The organism is Cupriavidus sp. 22TCCZM01-5 (assembly GCF_057798915.1).
In genome coordinates this window covers 21,941-41,391 of the sequence record NZ_JBYOJR010000013.1, presented here as the reverse complement: position 1 = coordinate 41,391, position 19,451 = coordinate 21,941, and the positions used below count along the sequence as shown (strand labels likewise).

Genomic DNA, 19,451 nt, shown 5'->3' with positions numbered 1-19,451 from the left:
CGCAAACGGGGAGGTTCGCCATGCCACATACCGTCACCATCTTCCACAACGTCGTCTGGTCGCGCCACAAGGGCGAGGTCTTCTCGGCACTGCACCGCGACACCGCCGGCGGCCCCATTCGCTACCGGTTCATCCAGATCACCGAAACCGAGTACTACCGCCTGGGCTTCTCCGACGTGGACTACAGCGCCCACCGCTATCCGATGCAATGCCTCTATCACGGCTGCTACGAGGACGTGCCGGTGTGGAAGCTCACGGCGCGCCTCGTGTCGGAGGTGCTGCGCTCCGGCAGCGACCTGATCGTGCTGCCCGGCTACCACCGCCCCGAATACTGGGCGATGCTGCTGGCTTGCATCGTCACCGGCAGGCGCCGCGCGGTGTTCTGCGACTCCACTGGCCGCGACCGCCCGCGCCGGCTGCTGACGTCGATCCCCAAGCGGGTCTTCTTCGGCCTGTGCCATGGCTTTTTCGGCTTCGGCGAGCGCAGCCGCGAATACCTGGTGTCATTGGGCGCCGCACCCGCGCAGGTATTCATCCCGTGCCAGGCTGCCGCGCTGCCGCCCGGCTATAGTGCCGACGCCGCCCTCGCAGCACGTGCGCAGGCACGCACGGAGGGCGAGCCGGTCTTCCTCTACGTGGGCCGCCTCTCGCCCGAGAAGGGCCTGGACACGCTGATCGATGCCTTCGCAGGCCTGCGCCGCGAGTTGCCTGACGCGCGCCTGCGCCTGGTTGGCTCCGGTCCGATGGAAGCAACGCTGCGCGCGCGCTGCACCGAGCTGGGCCTGGGCGACTCGGTGGTGCTGGTCGGCAGCCTCCAGGGCGATGCGCTGTCCGCGGAGTACTACCGGGCCGCCAGTCTGGTGTTGCCGAGCTCCAGCGAGCCGTGGGGACTGGTGGTCAACGAAGCGCTCAACCACGGCTGCCCGACTGTCGCCAGCGACAACTGCGGCTGCGTGCCGGAACTCGTCCACGACGGCGAGACCGGCTTCGTGGTTCCGGCGCGCGATGCCGCCGCGCTGCAAAGCGCGATGACGCGCGCGCTGACCACCTTTGCCGACGCGCCCGCCACCGCCGCGCGCTGTCTCGCCGTGATGCGCCGCTTCGATCCCGCGGCAGCGGCGAGCCACATTGCCCGAGGCTGCGCGACGCTGCTGGCCGGGCGCCGTGTGCGCAGCCGGCCCGAAGCCGCCGACGGACCCGCTGCGCCGGCCCCAGCCGAAGTGACCCGGAGCGGAAGATGAAAATCCTGATCTGCGGGCAAAACTACGCCCCCGAACTGACGGGCACTGGCAAGTACACCGCCGAAATGGCCGAGGCGCTGGCGGAGGCCGGCCACGAGGTACGCGTGGTGTGCGGGCCGCCGTACTACCCCGCGTGGCGGATCGAGCCAGGCTATTCCGGCAGCCGCTATCGCGCCGAGACACTGCGCGGCGTGCGGGTGGTGCGCGTGCCGTTGTGGGTGCCGGGCCAGCCCGGCGCGGCCAAGCGCCTGCTGCACCTGGCGAGCTTTGCGGTGGCGGCGCTGCCGGCAATGGTGCAGCAGGCATTCTGGCGTCCGGACGTGGTCATGGGCATCGCGCCGGGGCTGATGGGCGCACCGGTCGCATGGCTGGCCGGCCGTCTCGCCGGCGCGCGCTGCTGGCTCCACGTGCAGGACTACGAGGTCGACGCCGCGTTCGAGCTGGGCCTGCTGCATGGGGGGCGAATGCGCCGCTTCGCGCTTGCCGTGGAGCGACTGCTGTTGCGCCGCTTCGACGTGGTGTCGAGCATCACGTCGAAGATGGTGGAGACCGCCGCCAGGAAGGGCGTGCTGGCGCCGCGCCTGTTCCTGCTGCCGAACTGGGTCGACACCGACGCCATTCGTCCGCTCGACCGGCCTAGCGCGCTGCGGCAGTCGCTTGGTATCGGGAAGGAGCAGAAGGTGGTGCTGTACGCCGGCAACATGGGCAACAAGCAGGGGCTCGACGTGCTGATGTGCACGGCCGCCGCGCTGGCCGGCGAGCGGGGCATCACCTTCGTCTTCTGCGGCAACGGGCCGGCGCGCGCCGAACTGGAACTGCACTGCGCCGGGCTCGACAACTGCCGCTTCCTGCCACTGCAGCCGGCCGATGCGCTCAACGAGCTGCTCAACCTCGCCGACATCCACGTATTGCCGCAGCGCGGCGGCGCCGCCGATCTTGTGATGCCGTCCAAGCTGACCGGCATGCTCGCCAGTGGCCGCGCGATCGTGGCGATGGCCGAGCCCGGCACCGAGCTGTTCGCGGCGCTGAGAGGGCGCGGCGTGGCGGTGCCGCCGGAAGACGTCGACGCGCTGGCCGGCGCCATCCGCCGCCTGGCGGCCGATGCCGAGCTGTGCGCGGCGCTGGGCGCATCGGCGCGTGCCTATGCGGTCGGCAACCTGTCGGCGCCCGCAGTGCTGGGCCGGCTCGACGCACGGTTGCGTGCCTTGTGCCCGAATGACACCGCGCGGCCGGCCGGCGCGGACCTGGCCCCGGCGCCGCTGCGCGCCGAGGAAGCCGAATAAGGGCGGTGCGAGAGCGCCATGCGACATGACGGAGGCCATCCATGATCCGGACCAAGCAACGCGCACAGCGCCGCCGCCATCGCCCCGGCACGCTGATTCCGCTGGTGGCGGCATTCATTGGCATCACGGCCGGCGCGGGCGCGCTGCCGTACACGGGAGGACGCTCATGTTTACAGGCGAGCCGGGCGCACAGGCGCCGTCGCGGCTGAGGCCGCGTGCCACCCCGGGCGTGGCGGTGCCGGCGGGACCAGCGGCACTGCCCGCGCTGACCAGCCTGCGATTCTTCGCGGCGCTGGTGGTGGTATGCAGCCACTTTGCGCAGATCGGGCTGCTGGCCGTGCCGCAGGCCGTGCAGCGCGCGGTCGACGGTGGCCGCCCCGCGGTGTCGTTCTTTTTCGTGCTGTCGGGCTTCATCCTGACGTGGAACTACCGCCGCCCGCTGGCCACTGGCGGCGCGCCGGCCCGACGCACCTTCTACTCGGCCCGCTTCGCGCGCATCTATCCGGTGCTGGTGCTGTCGCTCGTGCCGGCGCTGCCGGTCACTGCGTGGCTGCTGCATGACGGCGACGCCGCGCTGCTGCGCGAGTGGTACGGCCTTTCCGGCAGCGACGGCGCCAACTTGCGTGCGCTCTGCGCCAGCCTCGTGCTGCAGTTGCTGGCGCTGACCGCGTGGACGCCGTTTGCCGCGCTCAACCAGCCGTGGAACGGTCCGGCCTGGAGCATCTCGTGCGAGGCGTTCTTCTACGCGCTCTTCCCATGGCTGCTGGCGCGCCTGGGCGCCTGCGGCAACCGCGGGCTGGCGGCATGGTGCGTGGCATTGTGGCTGGCGCAGGGGGCATGGATCGCGTGGCTGCAGCATGCGCTGCCGGTGTCGCGCCACGGCTTCCTCGTGGCGCAGTTCCCGCCGACGCACCTGTTCGAATTCGTGCTCGGCATCTGCGCCGCACTGGTCCATGCACGGCATGCAGCAGCCGGCGCGGTACGCGTGCGGGTCGGGCACGTGCTGGCGGTGATTGCGCTGGCGGGCATCGTCGCACTGTCAGTGCTGCAACCGCTGGCGCCGGCGTTTTATATGCAGTCGCCGCTATTCGGCGCCCTGATTGTGGGACTGGCGCTGTCCGGCGGTCCGGCGTTCCTGTCGTGGCGATGGCTGGTCACGCTCGGCGAGGCGAGCTTCGCGCTTTACCTGCTGCACGTGCCGCTCGGCCGGCTGCTGCGCCTGGCCGACGTGCCGGCCGCCGCCGGCTGGCCAGCCCTGGCTGCCGTCGTGGGGATCAGCGTGCTGGTGTTTCGTGGCTACGAGGAGCCGCTGCGCCGCCGCCTGCGCCGGCGGCTGGCGCCCGCCACTCCGTCACTCGCCGTCGCGGCGCAGGGCTAGGGGGACGCAAGGGGAGCCGACACCGTGAACAACCGCTACGCAACCTTCTGGATCTGGCTGGCGCTGTGCCCGCTGGCGGTCGACTTCAAGAGCGTCGACGAGAACGGCAGCCGTCTCACGCAGATCCTGCTGACGGTACCGGCGCTGGGCGCGGCCCTGGTGCTCGCGCTGATCGCGCCGCGCTTCGCGGCCGGCAACCGCTTCAGCGCGCTGGTCATGGCCGCGCTGCTGCTGACCGTGCCGTGCAGCGTGGTGCCGCACGTGCTGCAGGGCAACGACATGGGTAACTACCTGCGCGTGCTACTGCCGTTCATGCTGCTGATGGCCGGCTACCTTGCCACCTGCAGACCGTGGCATGTGAAGCGGGTCGAGCAGATCGAGCTGGCAATGTTCAGCGGCATGGTGGTTTCGCTGCTGTTCGCCTTCGGTTACGGCATGGCGGTGGGCGGCGGTCTGGAGACAGTGCGCTTTCGCATCGTTTCCGTGGTGTTCCTTGCGCTGCAAGGCTTGCTGTTACACGAGATCGTGGTGGCGCGCCGCATCACGCGCTTCAAGCTGCTCCTGTTCCTCGTCTCGCTGGCTATCGAACTGCTGAGCGTCACCCGCAGCCTGCTGGTGGGCACTGCGCTGTTGTTCTGCCTGGCAACGTGGCTGGCGGCACCGTCGCTGCAGCAGTTGCTGCGTTCGCTGGCGCGCACGGTGGTGATCGCGGTGGCGCTGGTGGGCGGGACGGTGGTGATCGGCTCGGCGCTGTTCCCGAGCGTCGCGGCGCACTGGACGCAGCGCCTCCAGGCCGCCAAGGCCACGGCCGCGGGCATGGATCCTACCACGGCCACTCGTCTTGCGGAGATCAAGGACCAGCTCGACCAGGTGCGCTCGAGCCACCTGTCGCTGCTGCTTGGCCGGGGCTACGGGCACAACTACCGCTATTCGCCCGACTACCTGCCTGCACTTGCCGACCAGATGACGAAGGAGGAGTTCTACGCCATCAACGAATGGGCCGCGGGGCACAACTTCTGGGTCTACCAGCTGTTCGCGGGCGGACTCGTGTTCGGGCTGGCACTGCCGCTGATCGTGCTTTACGCGCTGGTGCGCGGCAGCCTGTTCTACCGGCGCTGGCGGCGCGCCGCCCCGGATGCGCCCTTTCTCGCGGTGCTCGGCCGCTCGCTGCTGGTGCTGGCGGCACTCCCGGCCACGTCGATCGGCGGCAACCCGCTCGGGCCGCGTTTCTCGGGACTCGTGTACGGCGTGGCGCTCGGATTGCTAGTGGCCACGCAGCTCCGGCTGGAGCGCATGGCGGTGCGGCGCACCGTGCCCGGCAACGTGCAGCCGGCACAGGCCATGCCGTCGCTTCCCTTGCAAGGACAACGCCCATGAAGCTGCTCCAGCTCCTTCCCTCGCTCGACCCGCAACAGGGCGGTACTACCGAATGCGTGCGGCAGATGTCGCGGCGGCTGGCCGCGCTCGGCCATCACGTGGAACTGGTTACGCTCGATCCGCAGGACGCGCCATGGCTGCGGGACGCAGGTCCTGCCGTGCACGCGCTGGGGCCGTCGCGCGGAGGCTACCGCTACGCGCCGCGGCTGCTGCCGTGGCTGCGCGCAAATGCGGCGCGATTTGACGCGGTGATCGTCAACGGCCTGTGGCAGTACCACGGCTTTGCCGCGTGGATGGCCCTGCGCGGCTCCGGTGTGCCGTACTACGTTTTCCCGCACGGCATGCTCGACCCGTGGTTCCGCACGCAACATCCGCTCAAGCACCTGAAAAAGTGGCTGTATTGGCCGTGGGCCGAGTACCGGGTACTGCGCGACGCACGCACGGTGATGTTCACCGCCGAGGAGGAGCGGCTGCGCGCGCGCGAGTCATTCTGGCTGTACCGCGTGCGCGAGGCCGTGGTGAGCTTCGGCACGGCCTGGCCGCCGCTGGACGACGGCAGGCTGCGCGAGGCCTTTCTTGCTGCCTGCCCGGAGCTGCGGGGAAAACGGCTGCTGCTGTTCCTTGGCCGCATTCATCCCAAGAAGGGTTGCGACCTGCTGATCGAGGCCTTCGCCCGCGTGGCCGGTACCGATCCCTTCCTGCATCTTGTCATGGCCGGCCCGGACGGCCACGGCGCGGCCCAATGGGGGCCCACGCTACGGGCACGCGCGGAGGCACTTGGCGTGGGCGCGCGCGTGAGCTGGCCAGGCATGCTGCGCGACGACATGAAGTGGGGTGCGTTTCATGCCAGCGACGCCTTCGTGCTGCCCTCGCACCAGGAGAACTTCGGCATTGCCGTGGCCGAGGCACTTGGCTGCGGCGTGCCGGCGCTGGTGTCGACGCGGGTCAACATCTGGCGCGAGCTGGTGCGCAACGGCGCGGGCATGAGCGCGATCGACACCGTGGATGGCACCGAATCGATGCTGCGGCGCTGGCTGGCCACCGAGCCGGCCGAGCGCGAGGGCATACGTGTGCGGGCCCGCGTGGCCTTCGCGCGGCATTTCACCGTCGAAGCGATGGCGGCCGACGTCCTGCGCGTGGTGCAGGGCGGGCCGGTGCCTTTCGCCGGCAGCGGCCCGGCCACGGCGGCGGGCCTTCACCTTCAGAGCCTGGGCAAGCGGGAGCGGTAATGTTCATCGATACAAGAAAAGTCGAGTCGGACAGTATTGTCCAAACAACGGTCTGCATCATTGGTGCCGGCGTGGCCGGCATCACGCTCGCGCTGGAACTGCAGCGTGCGGGCATTGCCACATGCCTGCTGGAGAGCGGTGGCTTCAAGCCTGACGACGAGACGCGCGACCTGTACCGGGGCGAAAACATCGGCCTGCCGTACACTTTCGCCGACGGCAGCCGCAGCCGCTACCTCGGCGGCAGCAGCAACTGCTGGGGCGGCTGGTGCCGGCCGCTCGACCCGTGGGACCTGGAGCGGCGCGACTGGGTGCCAAACAGCGGCTGGCCGTTCGGGCTCGACACACTGACGCCGTACTACCAGCGCACCCACGATGTGCTGAAGCTGGGTCCCGACAACTTCGACCCGGCCTGGTGGGAGGCTGCCATTGGCCGCACCGACGTGCGGCGCCTGCCGCTCACCGGAGGCAAGATCCGCGACACCATTTCCCAGTTCAGCCCGCCGGCGCGCTTCGGCAAGCTGTACCGGGAGGCGCTGTCGCAGGCGCACCGTGTGCGCGTCTATCTGTACGCCAACGTGGTGTCGATCGATACCAATCCCGACGCCACCGCCGTCACGCAGGTCGCGGTGCGCACGCTCAGCGGGCGCAGCATGAAAGTGGCCGCACATGTTTTCGTGCTGGCTGCCGGCGGCATCGAGAACGCGCGCCTGCTGCTTGCGTCGAACCACACCCAGCCTGTCGGCCTCGGCAACGGCAACGACCTGGTGGGACGCTATTTCATGGACCACCCGCGGCTGATGTCCGGCGACGTACGCTTCCGGCGGGATTGGGCGCGCAACAAGCTCTACGACATCAAGTACCACTACCAGAACGCGGCGGTCAGCGCGCACGGCCAGCACATCTCGTCGCAGTTTGCGCTGCAACCCGAGGTGCTGCGCCGCGAGGGCCTGCTCAACTCGCGCGTGTGGTTCTTCTCGACGTTCTACGGCGAGGGCAGCGCCGGTGCCGAGGCGCTGATCCGCGCCAAGCAGGCGCTGCTGAAGAAAGACCAGCCCGGCTACCGCCCGGCGCGCGACATACTCACCATGCTTCGACATCCGGTCGACACGGCCGGCTTCGGGCTCACGCGCCTGCTGCAGCCGCGCGCGCTGATCGCGGGCGTGCGCATGCAGGCAATCGTCGAGGCCGAGCCGGACCCGGAAAGCCGGGTCACGCTGTCGGACCAGCGCGACGCACTCGGCCTGCCGCGCGTGCGCGTGTCATGGAGGCTCGGCGCACGCGTGCAGCGCACCTTCGACCGCACCTTCGCGCTGCTGGCCGAGGAGCTGGAGCGCAGCGGAGTGGCCGACGTCACGCTTGATCCGCCCATCGAGGGCCACGCGTGGCCGGCGCAGCTCGAAGGCACGTGGCACCACATGGGCACCACGCGCATGCACGTGTCGCCGCGACAGGGCGTGGTCGATCCGGACTGTCGCGTGCACGGCATCGGCAATCTCTATATCGGCGGCAGCTCGGTGTTTCCCACCGTGGGCGCCAATTTCCCGACCATCACCATCGCGGCGCTGGCGCTGCGACTGGTCGACCACCTGGTTGCACGCCTTGGCACGGCGGGCGACGGCCTGGGCCGCACCGCCATGCCCGCGCGCGTCACGGACCGACAGGAAGCGCAGGTGCTGGCGTTCGCCGAGCCCGCTTCCGTTGCCGAGCGGGATCCCGCCTGACTTCATCACAAGGAGCACAGACCCATGACCACGAGGATGCTTGCGGTACTGCTGTCGGCCACGCTGCTGGCCGCATGTTCGTGGGCGCCGGGACCGGCGCTCGACGGCAGCCGGCTGGAAGACAACATGCGCGCCAAGACCGGCGCCGAGACCTACCCGGTCAGGCTTATCACCGCTGACGTGGTGCGCGCACAGGTCGACGCGGTGGCAGAAACCAACAGCAAGCAGTCGCCCGCACGCGGCGTCGACCTGCGGGCCAGCATCGAGCGGTACGAGTACCGCATCGGCCCCCAGGACATGGTCGGCGTGATGGTGCTGTACAACCCGCAACTCAGTTCCAACGCGCCACCGCCGGGGGCCGCCGTGGCCGCGGTGCAGACGGCGGAGGCGGCGCAGCCGGCAGTGCCGCTCGACCAGAACGGCTTTCGCGTGTCGCGCAGCGGCGAGATGTACTACCCGCCGGTGGGCGTGATGCGTGTGGGCGGGTGCACCGTGGAAGAGGTGCGCGCGATGATTGTTAGGGCGCTGTCGCGCGATATCCGGGATCCGCGCGTGGATGTGCGCGTGCTGTCGTTCCGCAATGGACGCGTCGACGTGACCGGCATGGTGCGTAATCCTGGTTCGCTATCGATGACCGACGTGCCGCTGACGATGATCAACGCCATCGCGCGCAGCGGCGGCACGCTGCCTGAGGCCGACGTGCAACGCGTGCGGCTCACGCGCGGCCAGCAGGTGTATGAGATGGATCTGGAGAACCTGATCGCGCGGCGCGAAGGCGAGAGCGATTTCCTGCTGCAGGCCGGCGACGTGGTCAGCGTGCCCGATCGCCTCGGCAGCCGCATCTTCGTGCTGGGCGAAGTGGCCAAGCCAACTTCGCTGCTGATGACGCGCGGCCGCCTGACGCTGGCCGACGCGCTCACCGGGGTCAACAGCATCGACGTACGCTACGCCGACCCGCGGCAGGTCTTCGTGGTGCGCGGCATGCGCGACAACCCGACCCGGCCCGAAGTCTACCGGCTCGACATGAGCCAGGTTGACGCGCTGCTCCTGTCGACGCAATTCCGGCTGGAGCCGCTCGACGTAGTGTATGTCGGCACGTCCGACGCGGTGCGCTTCAACCGCGTGCTGGAGCAGATCACACCGACCATCCAGACGCTGTTCTTCACGAAGGAACTGGCGCGCTGAAGGACATTCGCCACATTCATTGTTTGTCTGACGGGGAGCCGACATGAACCTGCAGGGAATCACATCACAGGTAAGCCTGATACTGGCACCACTGGGGCCATCTGACTGGGAAGTGCTGTCTCCCGGCCTCGAACTGGTGCGGCTGCGTGCCGGGCAATTGCTGAGCGATGCTGGCCAGCGCATCCGGCATGTCTACTTCCCGAAATCGGCCGTGGTGGCGGTGTCGTCGCTGACGCCGGATGGCGAGGGCATCGAGGTGGCGGTGGTGGGGCACGAAGGACTGGTTGGTCTGCCGGTACTTACCGGAGGAGACACCATGCCCTACCGTATCGAAGTGCGCTGCACCGGCTTCGCTTACCGGCTGCCCGCGCATGATATGCGCGAGGCCTTTCGCCGCTTGCCGGTGCTGCGGCGGCAGTGCCTGCTCTTTGTGCAGGCACTGCTGACCCAGGTTGCGCAGACGGCTGTCTGCAACCGCCATCACAGCCTGCAGGAACAGCTGTGCCGCTGGCTGCTGCTGACGCTGGACCGGATGACAGTGAACGAACTGGCCATTACACAGCAACAGATCGCGTACGCGCTGGGCGTGCGCCGCGAGGCGGTGGCCGTGGCGATGGGGCGGCTTTCCGATCTCGGGCTGATCCGCCATAGCCGGGGGCGCATTGCGGAATTCGACCGCCAGGGGCTGGAGCGGCTCGCCTGCGACTGCTATCGGCAAGTGCGCAGCGAATATGAGCGCCTGCTGCCGCCCGCGGCGCCGGACATGACGGACAGCTTGCGCCAGTACGATCTGCCGGGTGCCGGTGAGGACCGGGGAGATCCGCTTGCCCGGTTCGTTCATCTAGCCGATTCGGGGAGTTGCTGATGCACGCCGCCTCAAGGATTGCCACGCCATTCCGTGCCCTGCGGTGGCGCGGCCAGGATGCTGGAGCCGTCGCGATGTGCGCCGCGCTGGCCGCCACGGGCGCGCTGGCGGCTGCGCTGTACGCGTGGTCGCTGCCATCGGTGTATGAGGCGGACGCCCGCGTACGCTTGCTGGGCGCCGACATGGTCCCCTGGCGCGACAGCGCCGGCGGGGCCGTCACGCTGGAACCGCGTCTGTTGACCAGCCGCTCCATGCTGGCGCCAGTGGTGCGGGCGCAGCGCCTCGACATCGAGGCCGCACCGCTCAGGATGCCGTGGCTGGCGAGCGCCTGGTCCCTGGTTGCCCGGCCCGGGGCCGCCGGTCTGGTGCCAGCGCCCGGGGTGGCCCCGGCTGGTTTCGCGTGGGGCGGGGAGGACATTGCCGTAGATCGCTTCGATGTGCCGGAGGCCATGCTCAACCAGCCATTCATCGTCGAAGTCGACGGCGCCGGTCATTTCCGTTTGTTGGGGCCGGACGGGGCCGTGCTGCTGCACGGGCGTATCGGCGAGACCGTCCAGACCGCGGGCGTGTCGATCCATGTCGGGCGGCTCGTGGCGCGTCCTGGCACGCGTTTCACGCTCGTGCGCCGCGACGCCGCGGGCGCGGTTGCGGAGCTCGTCCGTGCGCTGACCGTCGTGTCGGAAAGGCGCGACATGGCCCCCGGCACGGCTGCCGCTTCGTCCTCCGGTTCTGCCGGCGTTGCCGGCGACGAACTGCGTATTGCCTGGCGCGATGCCGACCCGCGTCGCGCCAGCACTGTGGTCAACGCGGTGGCCGACGCCTTCATTGCCGCGCTGGTGCGCCAGCGCAACGAGCAAGCATCGCGCACGCTGGCGTTCGTCGAAAGCGAGCTGCCGCGCGTACGCGCCGAGCTGGAGCAGGCCGAACGTGCGCTTGCCCGCCACCGCGCACGGGCCGGCTCGCTGGCGCCGAGCCAGGAGGCGCAGTCCTACCTGAGCGGCAGCATCGAGTACCAGCGCCAGATCACGGCGCTGCGCATGGAGCGCGCGCGCCTGCTGCGCCGCTATACGCCCGAGAACCAGGAAGTGCGCGCGATCGACGATCAGATCGAGCAACTTCGGCAGGACCGGCGCGGCCTCGATGGCCGTTTGCAGAACCTGTCGGAAGCGGAGCGCGACCAGGTCGCGCTGGCGCGCGACGTCAGGGTGGCCGAGGAAACCTATATGACGCTGCGCCGGCAGGCCCAGTGGCTCGGGCTGGCCGAGAGCGACGCGGTCAGCAACGTCCAGCTTCTCGACCGCGCCGTGCCGCCGATGGTGCCGGCGGGGCCGCCGCGCGCGGCGATCACGGCCGGTGGCGCGGCAATCGGCCTTCTGCTCGGGCTGGCGGTGGCGACGGTGCGGCGCAGGCTGGCCACGGGCGTGTCGAGCGCGGCAACGGTAGAGGCGGGATTGGCGCTGCCGGTGGTCTGCGAAGTTCTCTTCAGTCGCGAGCAGCGCAGCCTGGACCTGCGAACGGGCACGCCACGGCATTTGCCGGCGCTGGCCGACGCTGCGGCGAAGCGCCGGACGGAGCCGGACGGCCAGGCCGATGGAGGGGCCCAGGCGTGTGGATACGACCAGTTCCTGCTGGCACGGCAGCATCCCACCGCGCTTGCCGTCGAATGCCTGCGCACGCTGCGCACGGCGCTGCGTCTCGGCCTGCTGGCCGAGGGGCGCCGCACGGTGGCCGTAACCAGCCCAGGCGCCGGAGCCGGCAAGACGTTCGGGGCGGTCAACCTGGCCGTGCTTGCCGCTGATGCCGGCATGCGCGTGCTGCTGGTCGATGCCGACCTGCGCCGCGGCGCGGTGGCGCGCCATTTCGGCGTTGCTGGCGCGCCGGGGTTGTCGGACGTGTTGGCTGGCCGGGCGAGCGTCGCCGATGCGGTTTGCCCCGGCGGTACGCCTGGCCTGTGGCTGCTGGTGGCCGGCACGCCGCCATCGAATCCGTCCGAACTGCTGACGAGCCCGCGCCTGCGCGAAATGATGACTGCCGGCGCGGGACGCTTCGACCTTGTGCTGGTCGACACACCTGCCGTGCTGTCGGTGTCGGATGCGATGCTCGTTTGCAACGTGACGTCCGCCACGCTTCTGTTCCTGCGCGCGGGCCAGACGTCCGAGTCCGACGCCGCCGAGGCCCTGCGCCAGCTCGGCCGGGCAGGCGCGCACGTGGTGGGCAGCATACTCAACGGCGTCAGCGAACGGGCCGCGGGCCGCGTGCATTGCGAGGAAGCGCGACGGCTGATGCGCGTCAGCGGGGCCGTGCAGGTAGCACCGCAGCCGTGAAGCGGTCGCGAGATGGAATCGCGGCGCGGGTGAAGGATATCAACAGTGGCGGGAGAAAAGCAATGAAGCGAAGTCATGCCTGGGCGCTCATGCTCGGGCTGGTGTTGGTACTGATGATCGGCACCCAGATGCCGGGCGGCCTGCGAGATCATATCGAGCGCAGCCTGCACGCGCCGATCCCGCTGTCGTCGCTGGCGCATTTCGTGTTGTTCACCGGCATGTCGTGCTTGTTGGCCGTGCGACCGATCCGGTGGCCGCCGCGGCGCATCGGCGCCTGCATGCTGGGGCTGGCGGTACTGACCGAGGTGCTGCAGATATTCGCCATCAACCGGCATCCGCGCCTGCTCGACATCGGCATTGACATGGCGGGCTTTGCCGCAGGCGTGGCGCTGTCCGTCTGCTTTGCCAAGGCACCAGGGGCCGAGGGCCGCCCGGCAGAGATGCGCTCCCGGGAGGCGCGCCATGGCTGAGACCCTGCTGCTGACCGGCGCCACCGGCTATATCGGCTCGCACACCTGGGTGGCGCTGCTTGATGCCGGATATGACGTGATCGGTCTCGACAATCTGAGTAACAGCTGCCGCGAGGTGGTCGGGCGTATCGGCGCGATCACCGGACGCAGGCCGCATTTCATCGAGGGTGATGTGCGCGACCGCGCGCTGCTGGCGCGGCTGTTCGATCGGCTGCCCATTGCCGGCACGATCCATTTCGCCGCGCTCAAGGCGGTGGGCGAGTCGGTGGCCGACCCGCTTGCCTACTACGACAACAACCTGAGCGGCCTGCTTACTGTCTGCGCGGCAATGCGGGAGGCGCAGGTGCGCCGGCTGGTGTTCAGTTCATCCGCGACCGTTTACGGGGATCCGGCGAGCGTGCCCATTGCCGAGTCTTTCCCGCTGTCGGCGACCAATCCCTACGGCCAGACCAAGCTCGCCGGCGAGCAGATCCTGCGCGACCTGGAGCGCTCAGATTCCTCGTGGCAAATCGCCTATCTGCGTTACTTCAACCCGATCGGCGCTCATCCGAGCGGTTTGATCGGCGAAGACCCCGACGGCATCCCCAACAATCTCGTCCCTTATGTTGCCCAAGTCGCAGCGGGCCGCCGCGCACAGCTGCTGGTCTTCGGCGGCGACTACCCGACGCCGGATGGCACCGGTGTGCGCGACTACCTCCACGTCTGCGACCTCGCTGAGGGCCACGTGGCAGCGCTGGCCTACCTGCGCCGCGAGAACGGTGGGCTGACGGTCAACCTCGGGACCGGACAGGGCTACAGCGTGCTGGAAGTGGTCAAGGCGTACCGGCAAGCGAGCGGGCGTCCGGTGCCCTACGAGATCGTGGCGCGCCGGCCAGGCGATATTGCCGCCTGCTATGCCGACCCGTCGCTTGCCACAAAGCTGCTCGGGTGGCGTGCGCGATACGGGCTGGACCGGATGTGCGAGGACTCGTGGCGGTGGCAGGCGCGGAATCCACACGGGTTCAGGACGTTGGCTGCGGGCTGAAAGGAGACCGCGCCAAAGTGAGGGATGGCCGGGCTTCGGAGACGTGTGGGGCTGAACAAGGGCCTTCTCTTGCGACCGGTTTCTAGCGCTCTCGCAGCCGATGCACCAGGCGGTCGCCACTTGCCTGGACGACCGTGACCAGCGCAATGAGGATCACGATGACGACCGCCATCACGGTGGTATCGAAACGTTGGTAGCCATACCGGATCGCAAGATCGCCAAGTCCGCCCGCGCCAACCGCGCCGGCCATGGCTGAGGCACCAATCAGAGAAACGACGGTGATGGTAACGCCGCCAACGATGCCAGGCAGCGCTTCCGGCAGCAGCACGTGCAGCAGGATATGCCGGCGTCGGCAGCCCATGGCCTGCGCGGCCTCGACCAGGCCCGTATCGACCTGGCGCAGGCTGATTTCCGCAATGCGTGCAAAGAACGGCGTGGCGCTGACCGCCAGCGGCACCACCGCGGCCCAGACGCCGATGGTCGCACCGACGACCAGACGCGTGAACGGCAGCAGCGCCACCAGCAGCACGATGAACGGCGTGGCGCGGAAGCTGTTGACCACGCTGCCGAGCACGCGATGCAGGCGCGGCGCCGGCCGCATGCCATCGGGAGCGGTGACCATGAGCACTAGCGCGAGCGGCACACCCGCCAGCACGGCAATGGCGGCCGATGCGCCGACCATTGTCAGCGTATCGAGAAATCCTTGCCAGAGGCGTTCAATAAGAATCGGCGACATAGCCTAGTGTTTTCACGTGTGGGGAAAGGGGAGAGCGCAGCGAATCCGGATCCGTGCCGGCGCCCGCCAGCGACCACAGCAGGCGGCCTTGCGTGTGGCCCTGGATGCGGTCCAGGCTGCCGTGCAGCAGCTGTGCGCCCGTGCCGAGTCCGGCGGCCAGGCTGGCGAGATCCGGCACGTGCTCGCCGCTGCTGGCATAGTGCAGTTCGGCGATGCGCCGGTGCGGCCCCGCCGGCGGCTCGGGCAGCAGCCGCGCGACGATGTCTTGCGGCAGTTCCGGTGTCAGCGGCGCCAGCAGCGCCTGCGTCGCCGCGTGTTGCGGCTGGCCGAATACCTGCCATACGGGCCCAGCTTCGGCAATGGCGCCGCACTCCAGCACCAGCACCTGGTCGCAGATTTCGCGGATCACGCGCATCTCGTGCGTGATCAGCACGATGGTGAGCCCGAGGCGCCGGTTGATGTCGCGCAGCAACTGCAGGATCGATTGCGTGGTTTCAGGATCCAGCGCGGATGTGGCTTCATCGCACAGCAGGATCTCGGGGTGGTGTACGAGCGCGCGCGCAATGCCGACACGCTGCTTCTGTCCGCCCGACAGGCGGCCGGGATAGGTATCGTGCTTGCCTTCGAGGCCAACCAAGGCGAGCACCTCGTCCACGCGCCGCGCAATGGCGTCGCGCGGCACGCCGGCTACCTTCAGCGGCAGCGCCACGTTTTCGCGCACCGTCTTGGCCGAAAGCAGGTTGAAATGCTGGAAGATCATGCCGATACGGCGGCGCAGTGCCACGAGTCCGTTTTCGTCGAGCGTCGCGATATCCTGCCCGTCGACCAGCACGCGTCCATCCGTCGGAGCCTCGAGCCGGTTGATCGTGCGCAGCAGCGTGGATTTTCCGGCGCCGCTGCGCCCGATAATGCCGAAGATGCCGCCGCGCGGTATTTCAAGATCGATGTTGCTGAGTGCCTGGACGACACCGGCGCCGCTCGCATAACGCTTGCTCATGCGTTCGAAGCGAACGGCGCCGGTCGCAGTCCGCGCATGGCCCTCACACGTGGCGGTGGCGGCGTCGGAGCGTGTCGCGACGGGCAGGAGCCCGCGGCGCAGCAATGCAGTGGTCATGCTCATGGCAGTCCCTTGTCTGTCACGGCTGCGCCTTGAGCCACGGCAGGCTGTACAGCTTGTCGTTGTTGGCGTAGGACGTGCCGAGCTGCTTGCGGACCGCTGGCGAGTCCTGGTAGATCTTCACGAAGCGCGCCACGCGCGGATCGGCGGCGTTGTCTTCGCGCGTGACGAAGCGGATCGCGAAATACGTATCGTCGATGCCCGAGTACAGCAACCCGGCACCGGCCACCTGGGCCTTGCCGGCGTTGACGAAGTGCGCGGGGTAGCCCTGCGCCAGGTCTACGTCGTCCAGCGCGCGGACCAGTTGCGGTCCCTCTATCTCGATCAGCTTGAGCTTCTTCGGATTCGCGACGATGTCGTTGACGCTGCCTTTTGCGCCCACGCCGTCGCGCAGCTTGACGAGGCCAGCCTTCTGCAGCAGCAACAGGCCGCGGCCCTGGTTGACCGGATCGCTCGCCACGCCGACGCGCGCGCCTTCCTTCAGCTCGTCGAAGCGCTTCACGTGGCTCGAATACAAGCCGATGTTCGGCAGTACGCCGAGCGCCACGCTGCGGAACTTGTAGCCGCGTTCCTTGACGGCGTTGTCGAGGAACGCCTGGTGCTGGAAGTAGTTCACGTCGAGGTCGCCGGACGACAGCGCGACATTGGGCGTGGTCCAGTCCGTGAACTCGACGACCTTTACATCGAGGCCCTGCTTGCGCGCTTCGGCGGCTGCTACTTCGACTGAGTCAGCGAGTGCGCCCGGTGTGACACCGATGCGCAACGGCGCGGCATGGACGGCCGGCAGCAGCGCCAGCGAAGCAAACAGGGCGGCAACGGTGGCCGGCAGGAGGCGGGAGATCTTCATGGTGTCAGTTGTCAATGCGGAAAAGGGAGGCGTGCGTCATGCGTGACGGAATGCGTCGGCCGCGTGGCGCGCCGGCAACCGGTCGCCTTCGGCGAACAGCTTGCGCCGCAGCGTGCCGTCGGCATACGCGGTCTTGTAGCGGCCACGCTCCTGCAGTGCGGGGACGACGAGGTCGACGAAGTCCTCGTAGCTCTCCGGCACCACGGTGCGGCTCAGATTGAAACCATCGATGCCGGTCTCGTCGACCCATTCGGCGAGCGTGTCGGCCACCTGCGACGGGTCGCCGACGATGGCCGGGTAGCGTCCGCCCAGCTCGAACAGGTCCAGCAGCTTGCGGCGCGTCCAGCCATGCTGGGCGGCGGCTTTCGTTGCCGATTCGATGGCGTTGCCGCCTTCATAGTTCACGGGGTCGTCGAGCCCGTAGCGCGCGAAGTCCACGCCGGTGCTGGCCGCGAAATGGGCGAGTCCCGCCTCGCGGCTCGCATAGTCGCGATACTCGGCATGCCTGGCGCGCGCCTCGGCCTCGGTGCGGCCCGTGACCACGGCTGCGCCCATGAAGACCTTGACGTCGTCCGGACGTCGTCCGGCAGCCACGAGCTGCTCGCGCAGCGCGGACACCGTCTTGCGCGCCGCTTCCTTGTTCGGCGGGGAAATGAATACGCATTCGGCGTGGCGTGCGGCAAAGCGCTGGCCCCGGCCCGAACTGCCGGCCTGGAACAGCACAGGTGTGCGCTGCGGCGATGGTTCGGACAGGTGATAGCCGTCCACCTTGTAGTAGCGCCCGCTGTGGCTTATCTTGCGCACCTTCGCCGGATCGGCGAACACGCGCGCGGCCTTGTCGCGCAGCACGGCGTCGTTCCGCCAGCTGCCTTCCCAGAGTTTGTAGAGCACGTCGAGAAACTCGTCGGCGCGGTCGTAGCGCTCGTCGTGGGCGAGCTGTCCTTCGAGGCCCATGGCGCGCGCCGCGCTGTCGAGGTAGCCGGTCACGATGTTCCAGCCGACACGCCCGCGCGTCAGGTGGTCCAGCGTGGAAAACCGGCGCGCCAGCAGGTACGGCTGCTCATAGGTCAGGTTCACCGTGACCCCGAAGCCAAGGTGCCTGGTGGCCGCGGCCATGGCGGGGACGAGAAGCAGCGGGTCGTTCACCGGAAGCTGGATAGATTCCTGCAGCGTGACATCGACGTTGCCGCGGTACACGTCATAGACGCCGACGATGTCGGCGATGAACAATCCGTCGAACAGGCCGCGTTCGAGCGTGCGCGCCTGGTCCACCCAGTACTCCAGTGTGTTGTACTCCGCCGAGCGGTCGCGCGGGTGCGTCCACAGCCCGTGGTTGATATGCCCCACGCAGTTCATGTTGAACGCGTTGAGCAGGATCTGCTTGCGCTGTCCATGGTTCGCCATCAGATCGCTCCATGCCGCGGCGGCAGCTTGTCATTGAGATGGAAGTTGCCGACCGCGTGGTATTTCCAGCGAACCGGATCGTGCAACGTATGCGTGCGCGCGTTGCGCCAGAAACGGTCCAGGCCCTGGTTGTCGAGCGTGGCGGACGTGCCGCCCAGCTCGAACAGCCGCGTGCCGGCAAGCAGCGATGCGGTTGTCGTGAGCGCACGCGCGGCAGCAACGGCCAGCGACGCCTGCGCGACGGTCTGTTCGTCGGCCACCTGCTGCGCGGCATCGGTGGCACGGCCGGCGCGGCGCACGAGTGCTTCGGCGGCGCGCAGCCGTACCTGGACCTCCCCAAGCTGGTGCAGCGTCAGCGGGTCGTCCGCCGCGCGTGCTACGCCGGCATCGATCCACGGCCGTGCGTGGTCGCGCAGGAACGGCAGCGTGGCTGCCAGCGCGCCACGGCCGATGCCGAGGTCGATCGCCGCATGCAGCAACTGGGCAAAGGGACCGATGGTCGTGGGCCGCTCGAACGGGGCGAGGAACGGCATCACCCAGTCAGCCTCGACGCGTACGTTCTCGAACGTCACCGAGCCGCTGCCGGTGACGCGCTGGCCAAAGCCGTCCCAGTCATCCGTAATGCCGACACCGGCGGCCGTGCGCGGCACAAACGCGAGCCACGTGACTTCGCGTCCGGCTTCCTCGGCCACTACTAGTGTGGGAATCCAGTGCGCATACAGCGCGCCGGTGCAATAGAACTTCTTGCCATCGATGCGGAAGCCGTCGCCGTCTGGCGTGAGCCGCGTGCGGCGGCGGAAGTCCTTGTGGCCGATCTCGGCCAGTGCGTTGCCGAAGCGCTCGCCGGCCAGTGCGCGGGCATAGAAGAATGCCTGCTGCGCTGGCGTGCCGCCAACACGCAGCACCTCCAGCGCATAAAAGTGGTTCTGCGGAATCTGCCCGAGCGAGCCATCCGCGGCAGCGATGATGGCGATGACCTCCGCCAGCGTGGTGTTGGACACGCCCGCGCCACCGTATTCGCGCGGCACGGTGATGCCCCACAGGCCGCTGGCGCTGAAGGCTTCCAGTTCCTCCCAGGGCAGGCGCCGTTCGCGGTCGCGCTGGGCCGCTCCGGGCGCAAAGTGTGCGGCCAGCCGGCGCGCAATGGCGATCGCTTCGGCGTCGTCGCGGACAAGATGCGGAACCACGGCAGGCGCGGGCGCTGGCTGCGCCCGTCCATCGGCGGGCGGCGGATTGAAAAGCAACGACAT

16 protein-coding genes are annotated in these 19,451 nt (G+C 68.8%); 11 read left to right on the top strand and 5 right to left on the bottom strand.

The annotated features are described in order from the left end of the window. Window positions 1-20 precede the first annotated feature (20 nt). From AC3FNH_RS14500 to galE, 11 genes are all read left to right on the top strand, one after another. The gene (locus AC3FNH_RS14500; RefSeq protein ID WP_488720524.1) at window positions 21-1,241 is read left to right on the top strand and encodes a glycosyltransferase family 4 protein; all 1,221 of its coding nucleotides are present in this window, start codon (window positions 21-23) and stop codon (window positions 1,239-1,241) included. Further along, window positions 1,238-2,524, top strand: coding sequence for a glycosyltransferase WbuB (locus AC3FNH_RS14495; RefSeq protein ID WP_488720523.1), 1,287 nt, complete (start codon window positions 1,238-1,240; stop codon window positions 2,522-2,524). The genes AC3FNH_RS14500 and AC3FNH_RS14495 overlap by 4 nt, the downstream gene beginning before the upstream one ends. Before the next feature lie 166 nt (window positions 2,525-2,690). Next, entirely contained in the window at window positions 2,691-3,902 is a 1,212-nt protein-coding gene (locus AC3FNH_RS14490; protein WP_488720522.1) for an acyltransferase family protein, read from the top strand. Between the two features lie 24 nt (window positions 3,903-3,926). Continuing rightward, complete coding sequence (locus AC3FNH_RS14485) at window positions 3,927-5,279, top strand: hypothetical protein (protein ID WP_276102028.1); 1,353 nt, start codon at window positions 3,927-3,929, stop codon at window positions 5,277-5,279. Continuing rightward, window positions 5,276-6,508: a glycosyltransferase gene (locus AC3FNH_RS14480; protein ID WP_488720521.1), complete on the top strand. Its 1,233-nt coding sequence runs from the start codon at window positions 5,276-5,278 to the stop codon at window positions 6,506-6,508. Before AC3FNH_RS14485 ends, AC3FNH_RS14480 begins: the two co-directional genes overlap by 4 nt. Then, window positions 6,508-8,229 carry an FAD-dependent oxidoreductase gene (locus AC3FNH_RS14475; protein WP_488720520.1) on the top strand — a complete coding sequence of 574 codons (1,722 nt, stop codon included), beginning with the start codon at window positions 6,508-6,510 and terminating at the stop codon, window positions 8,227-8,229. Before AC3FNH_RS14480 ends, AC3FNH_RS14475 begins: the two co-directional genes overlap by 1 nt. Window positions 8,230-8,253: 24 nt before the next feature. Beyond that, window positions 8,254-9,414, top strand: a complete 1,161-nt coding sequence (locus AC3FNH_RS14470) for a polysaccharide biosynthesis/export family protein (protein WP_276102025.1) — start codon at window positions 8,254-8,256, stop codon at window positions 9,412-9,414. A 43-nt stretch (window positions 9,415-9,457) separates the two neighbouring features. Beyond that, the gene (locus tag AC3FNH_RS14465; RefSeq protein ID WP_488720519.1) at window positions 9,458-10,279 is read left to right on the top strand and encodes a Crp/Fnr family transcriptional regulator; all 822 of its coding nucleotides are present in this window, start codon (window positions 9,458-9,460) and stop codon (window positions 10,277-10,279) included. Next, window positions 10,279-12,603, top strand: coding sequence for a polysaccharide biosynthesis tyrosine autokinase (locus AC3FNH_RS14460; protein ID WP_488720518.1), 2,325 nt, complete (start codon window positions 10,279-10,281; stop codon window positions 12,601-12,603). Before AC3FNH_RS14465 ends, AC3FNH_RS14460 begins: the two co-directional genes overlap by 1 nt. Before the next feature lie 62 nt (window positions 12,604-12,665). Further along, complete coding sequence (locus tag AC3FNH_RS14455; protein WP_276102022.1) at window positions 12,666-13,073, top strand: VanZ family protein; 408 nt, start codon at window positions 12,666-12,668, stop codon at window positions 13,071-13,073. Next, window positions 13,066-14,097 (top strand): UDP-glucose 4-epimerase GalE, encoded by a 1,032-nt coding sequence (gene galE, locus AC3FNH_RS14450; RefSeq protein ID WP_276102021.1) that lies wholly within the window; start codon window positions 13,066-13,068, stop codon window positions 14,095-14,097. Before AC3FNH_RS14455 ends, galE begins: the two co-directional genes overlap by 8 nt. Window positions 14,098-14,179: 82 nt before the next feature. Here the strand turns inward: galE and AC3FNH_RS14445 are convergent, their stop codons facing one another. Genes AC3FNH_RS14445 through AC3FNH_RS14425 form a run of 5 tightly spaced genes read right to left on the bottom strand, consistent with a single transcriptional unit; the run spans window position 14,180 to window position 19,451 of the window. Continuing rightward, window positions 14,180-14,833, bottom strand: coding sequence for a methionine ABC transporter permease (locus AC3FNH_RS14445; protein WP_276102020.1), 654 nt, complete (start codon window positions 14,831-14,833; stop codon window positions 14,180-14,182). Then, a complete protein-coding gene (locus AC3FNH_RS14440) occupies window positions 14,814-15,953 on the bottom strand; it encodes a methionine ABC transporter ATP-binding protein (RefSeq protein WP_276102019.1) in 1,140 nt (379 codons plus the stop codon). Before AC3FNH_RS14440 ends, AC3FNH_RS14445 begins: the two co-directional genes overlap by 20 nt. Before the next feature lie 16 nt (window positions 15,954-15,969). After that, complete coding sequence (locus tag AC3FNH_RS14435; RefSeq protein WP_025585096.1) at window positions 15,970-16,797, bottom strand: MetQ/NlpA family ABC transporter substrate-binding protein; 828 nt, start codon at window positions 16,795-16,797, stop codon at window positions 15,970-15,972. Between the two features lie 36 nt (window positions 16,798-16,833). Further along, window positions 16,834-18,201, bottom strand: a complete 1,368-nt coding sequence (locus tag AC3FNH_RS14430) for an LLM class flavin-dependent oxidoreductase (protein ID WP_276102018.1) — start codon at window positions 18,199-18,201, stop codon at window positions 16,834-16,836. Beyond that, on the bottom strand, window positions 18,201-19,451 hold the full coding sequence (locus tag AC3FNH_RS14425) for an SfnB family sulfur acquisition oxidoreductase (RefSeq protein WP_488720517.1): 1,251 nt from the start codon (window positions 19,449-19,451) through the stop codon (window positions 18,201-18,203). The genes AC3FNH_RS14430 and AC3FNH_RS14425 overlap by 1 nt, the downstream gene beginning before the upstream one ends.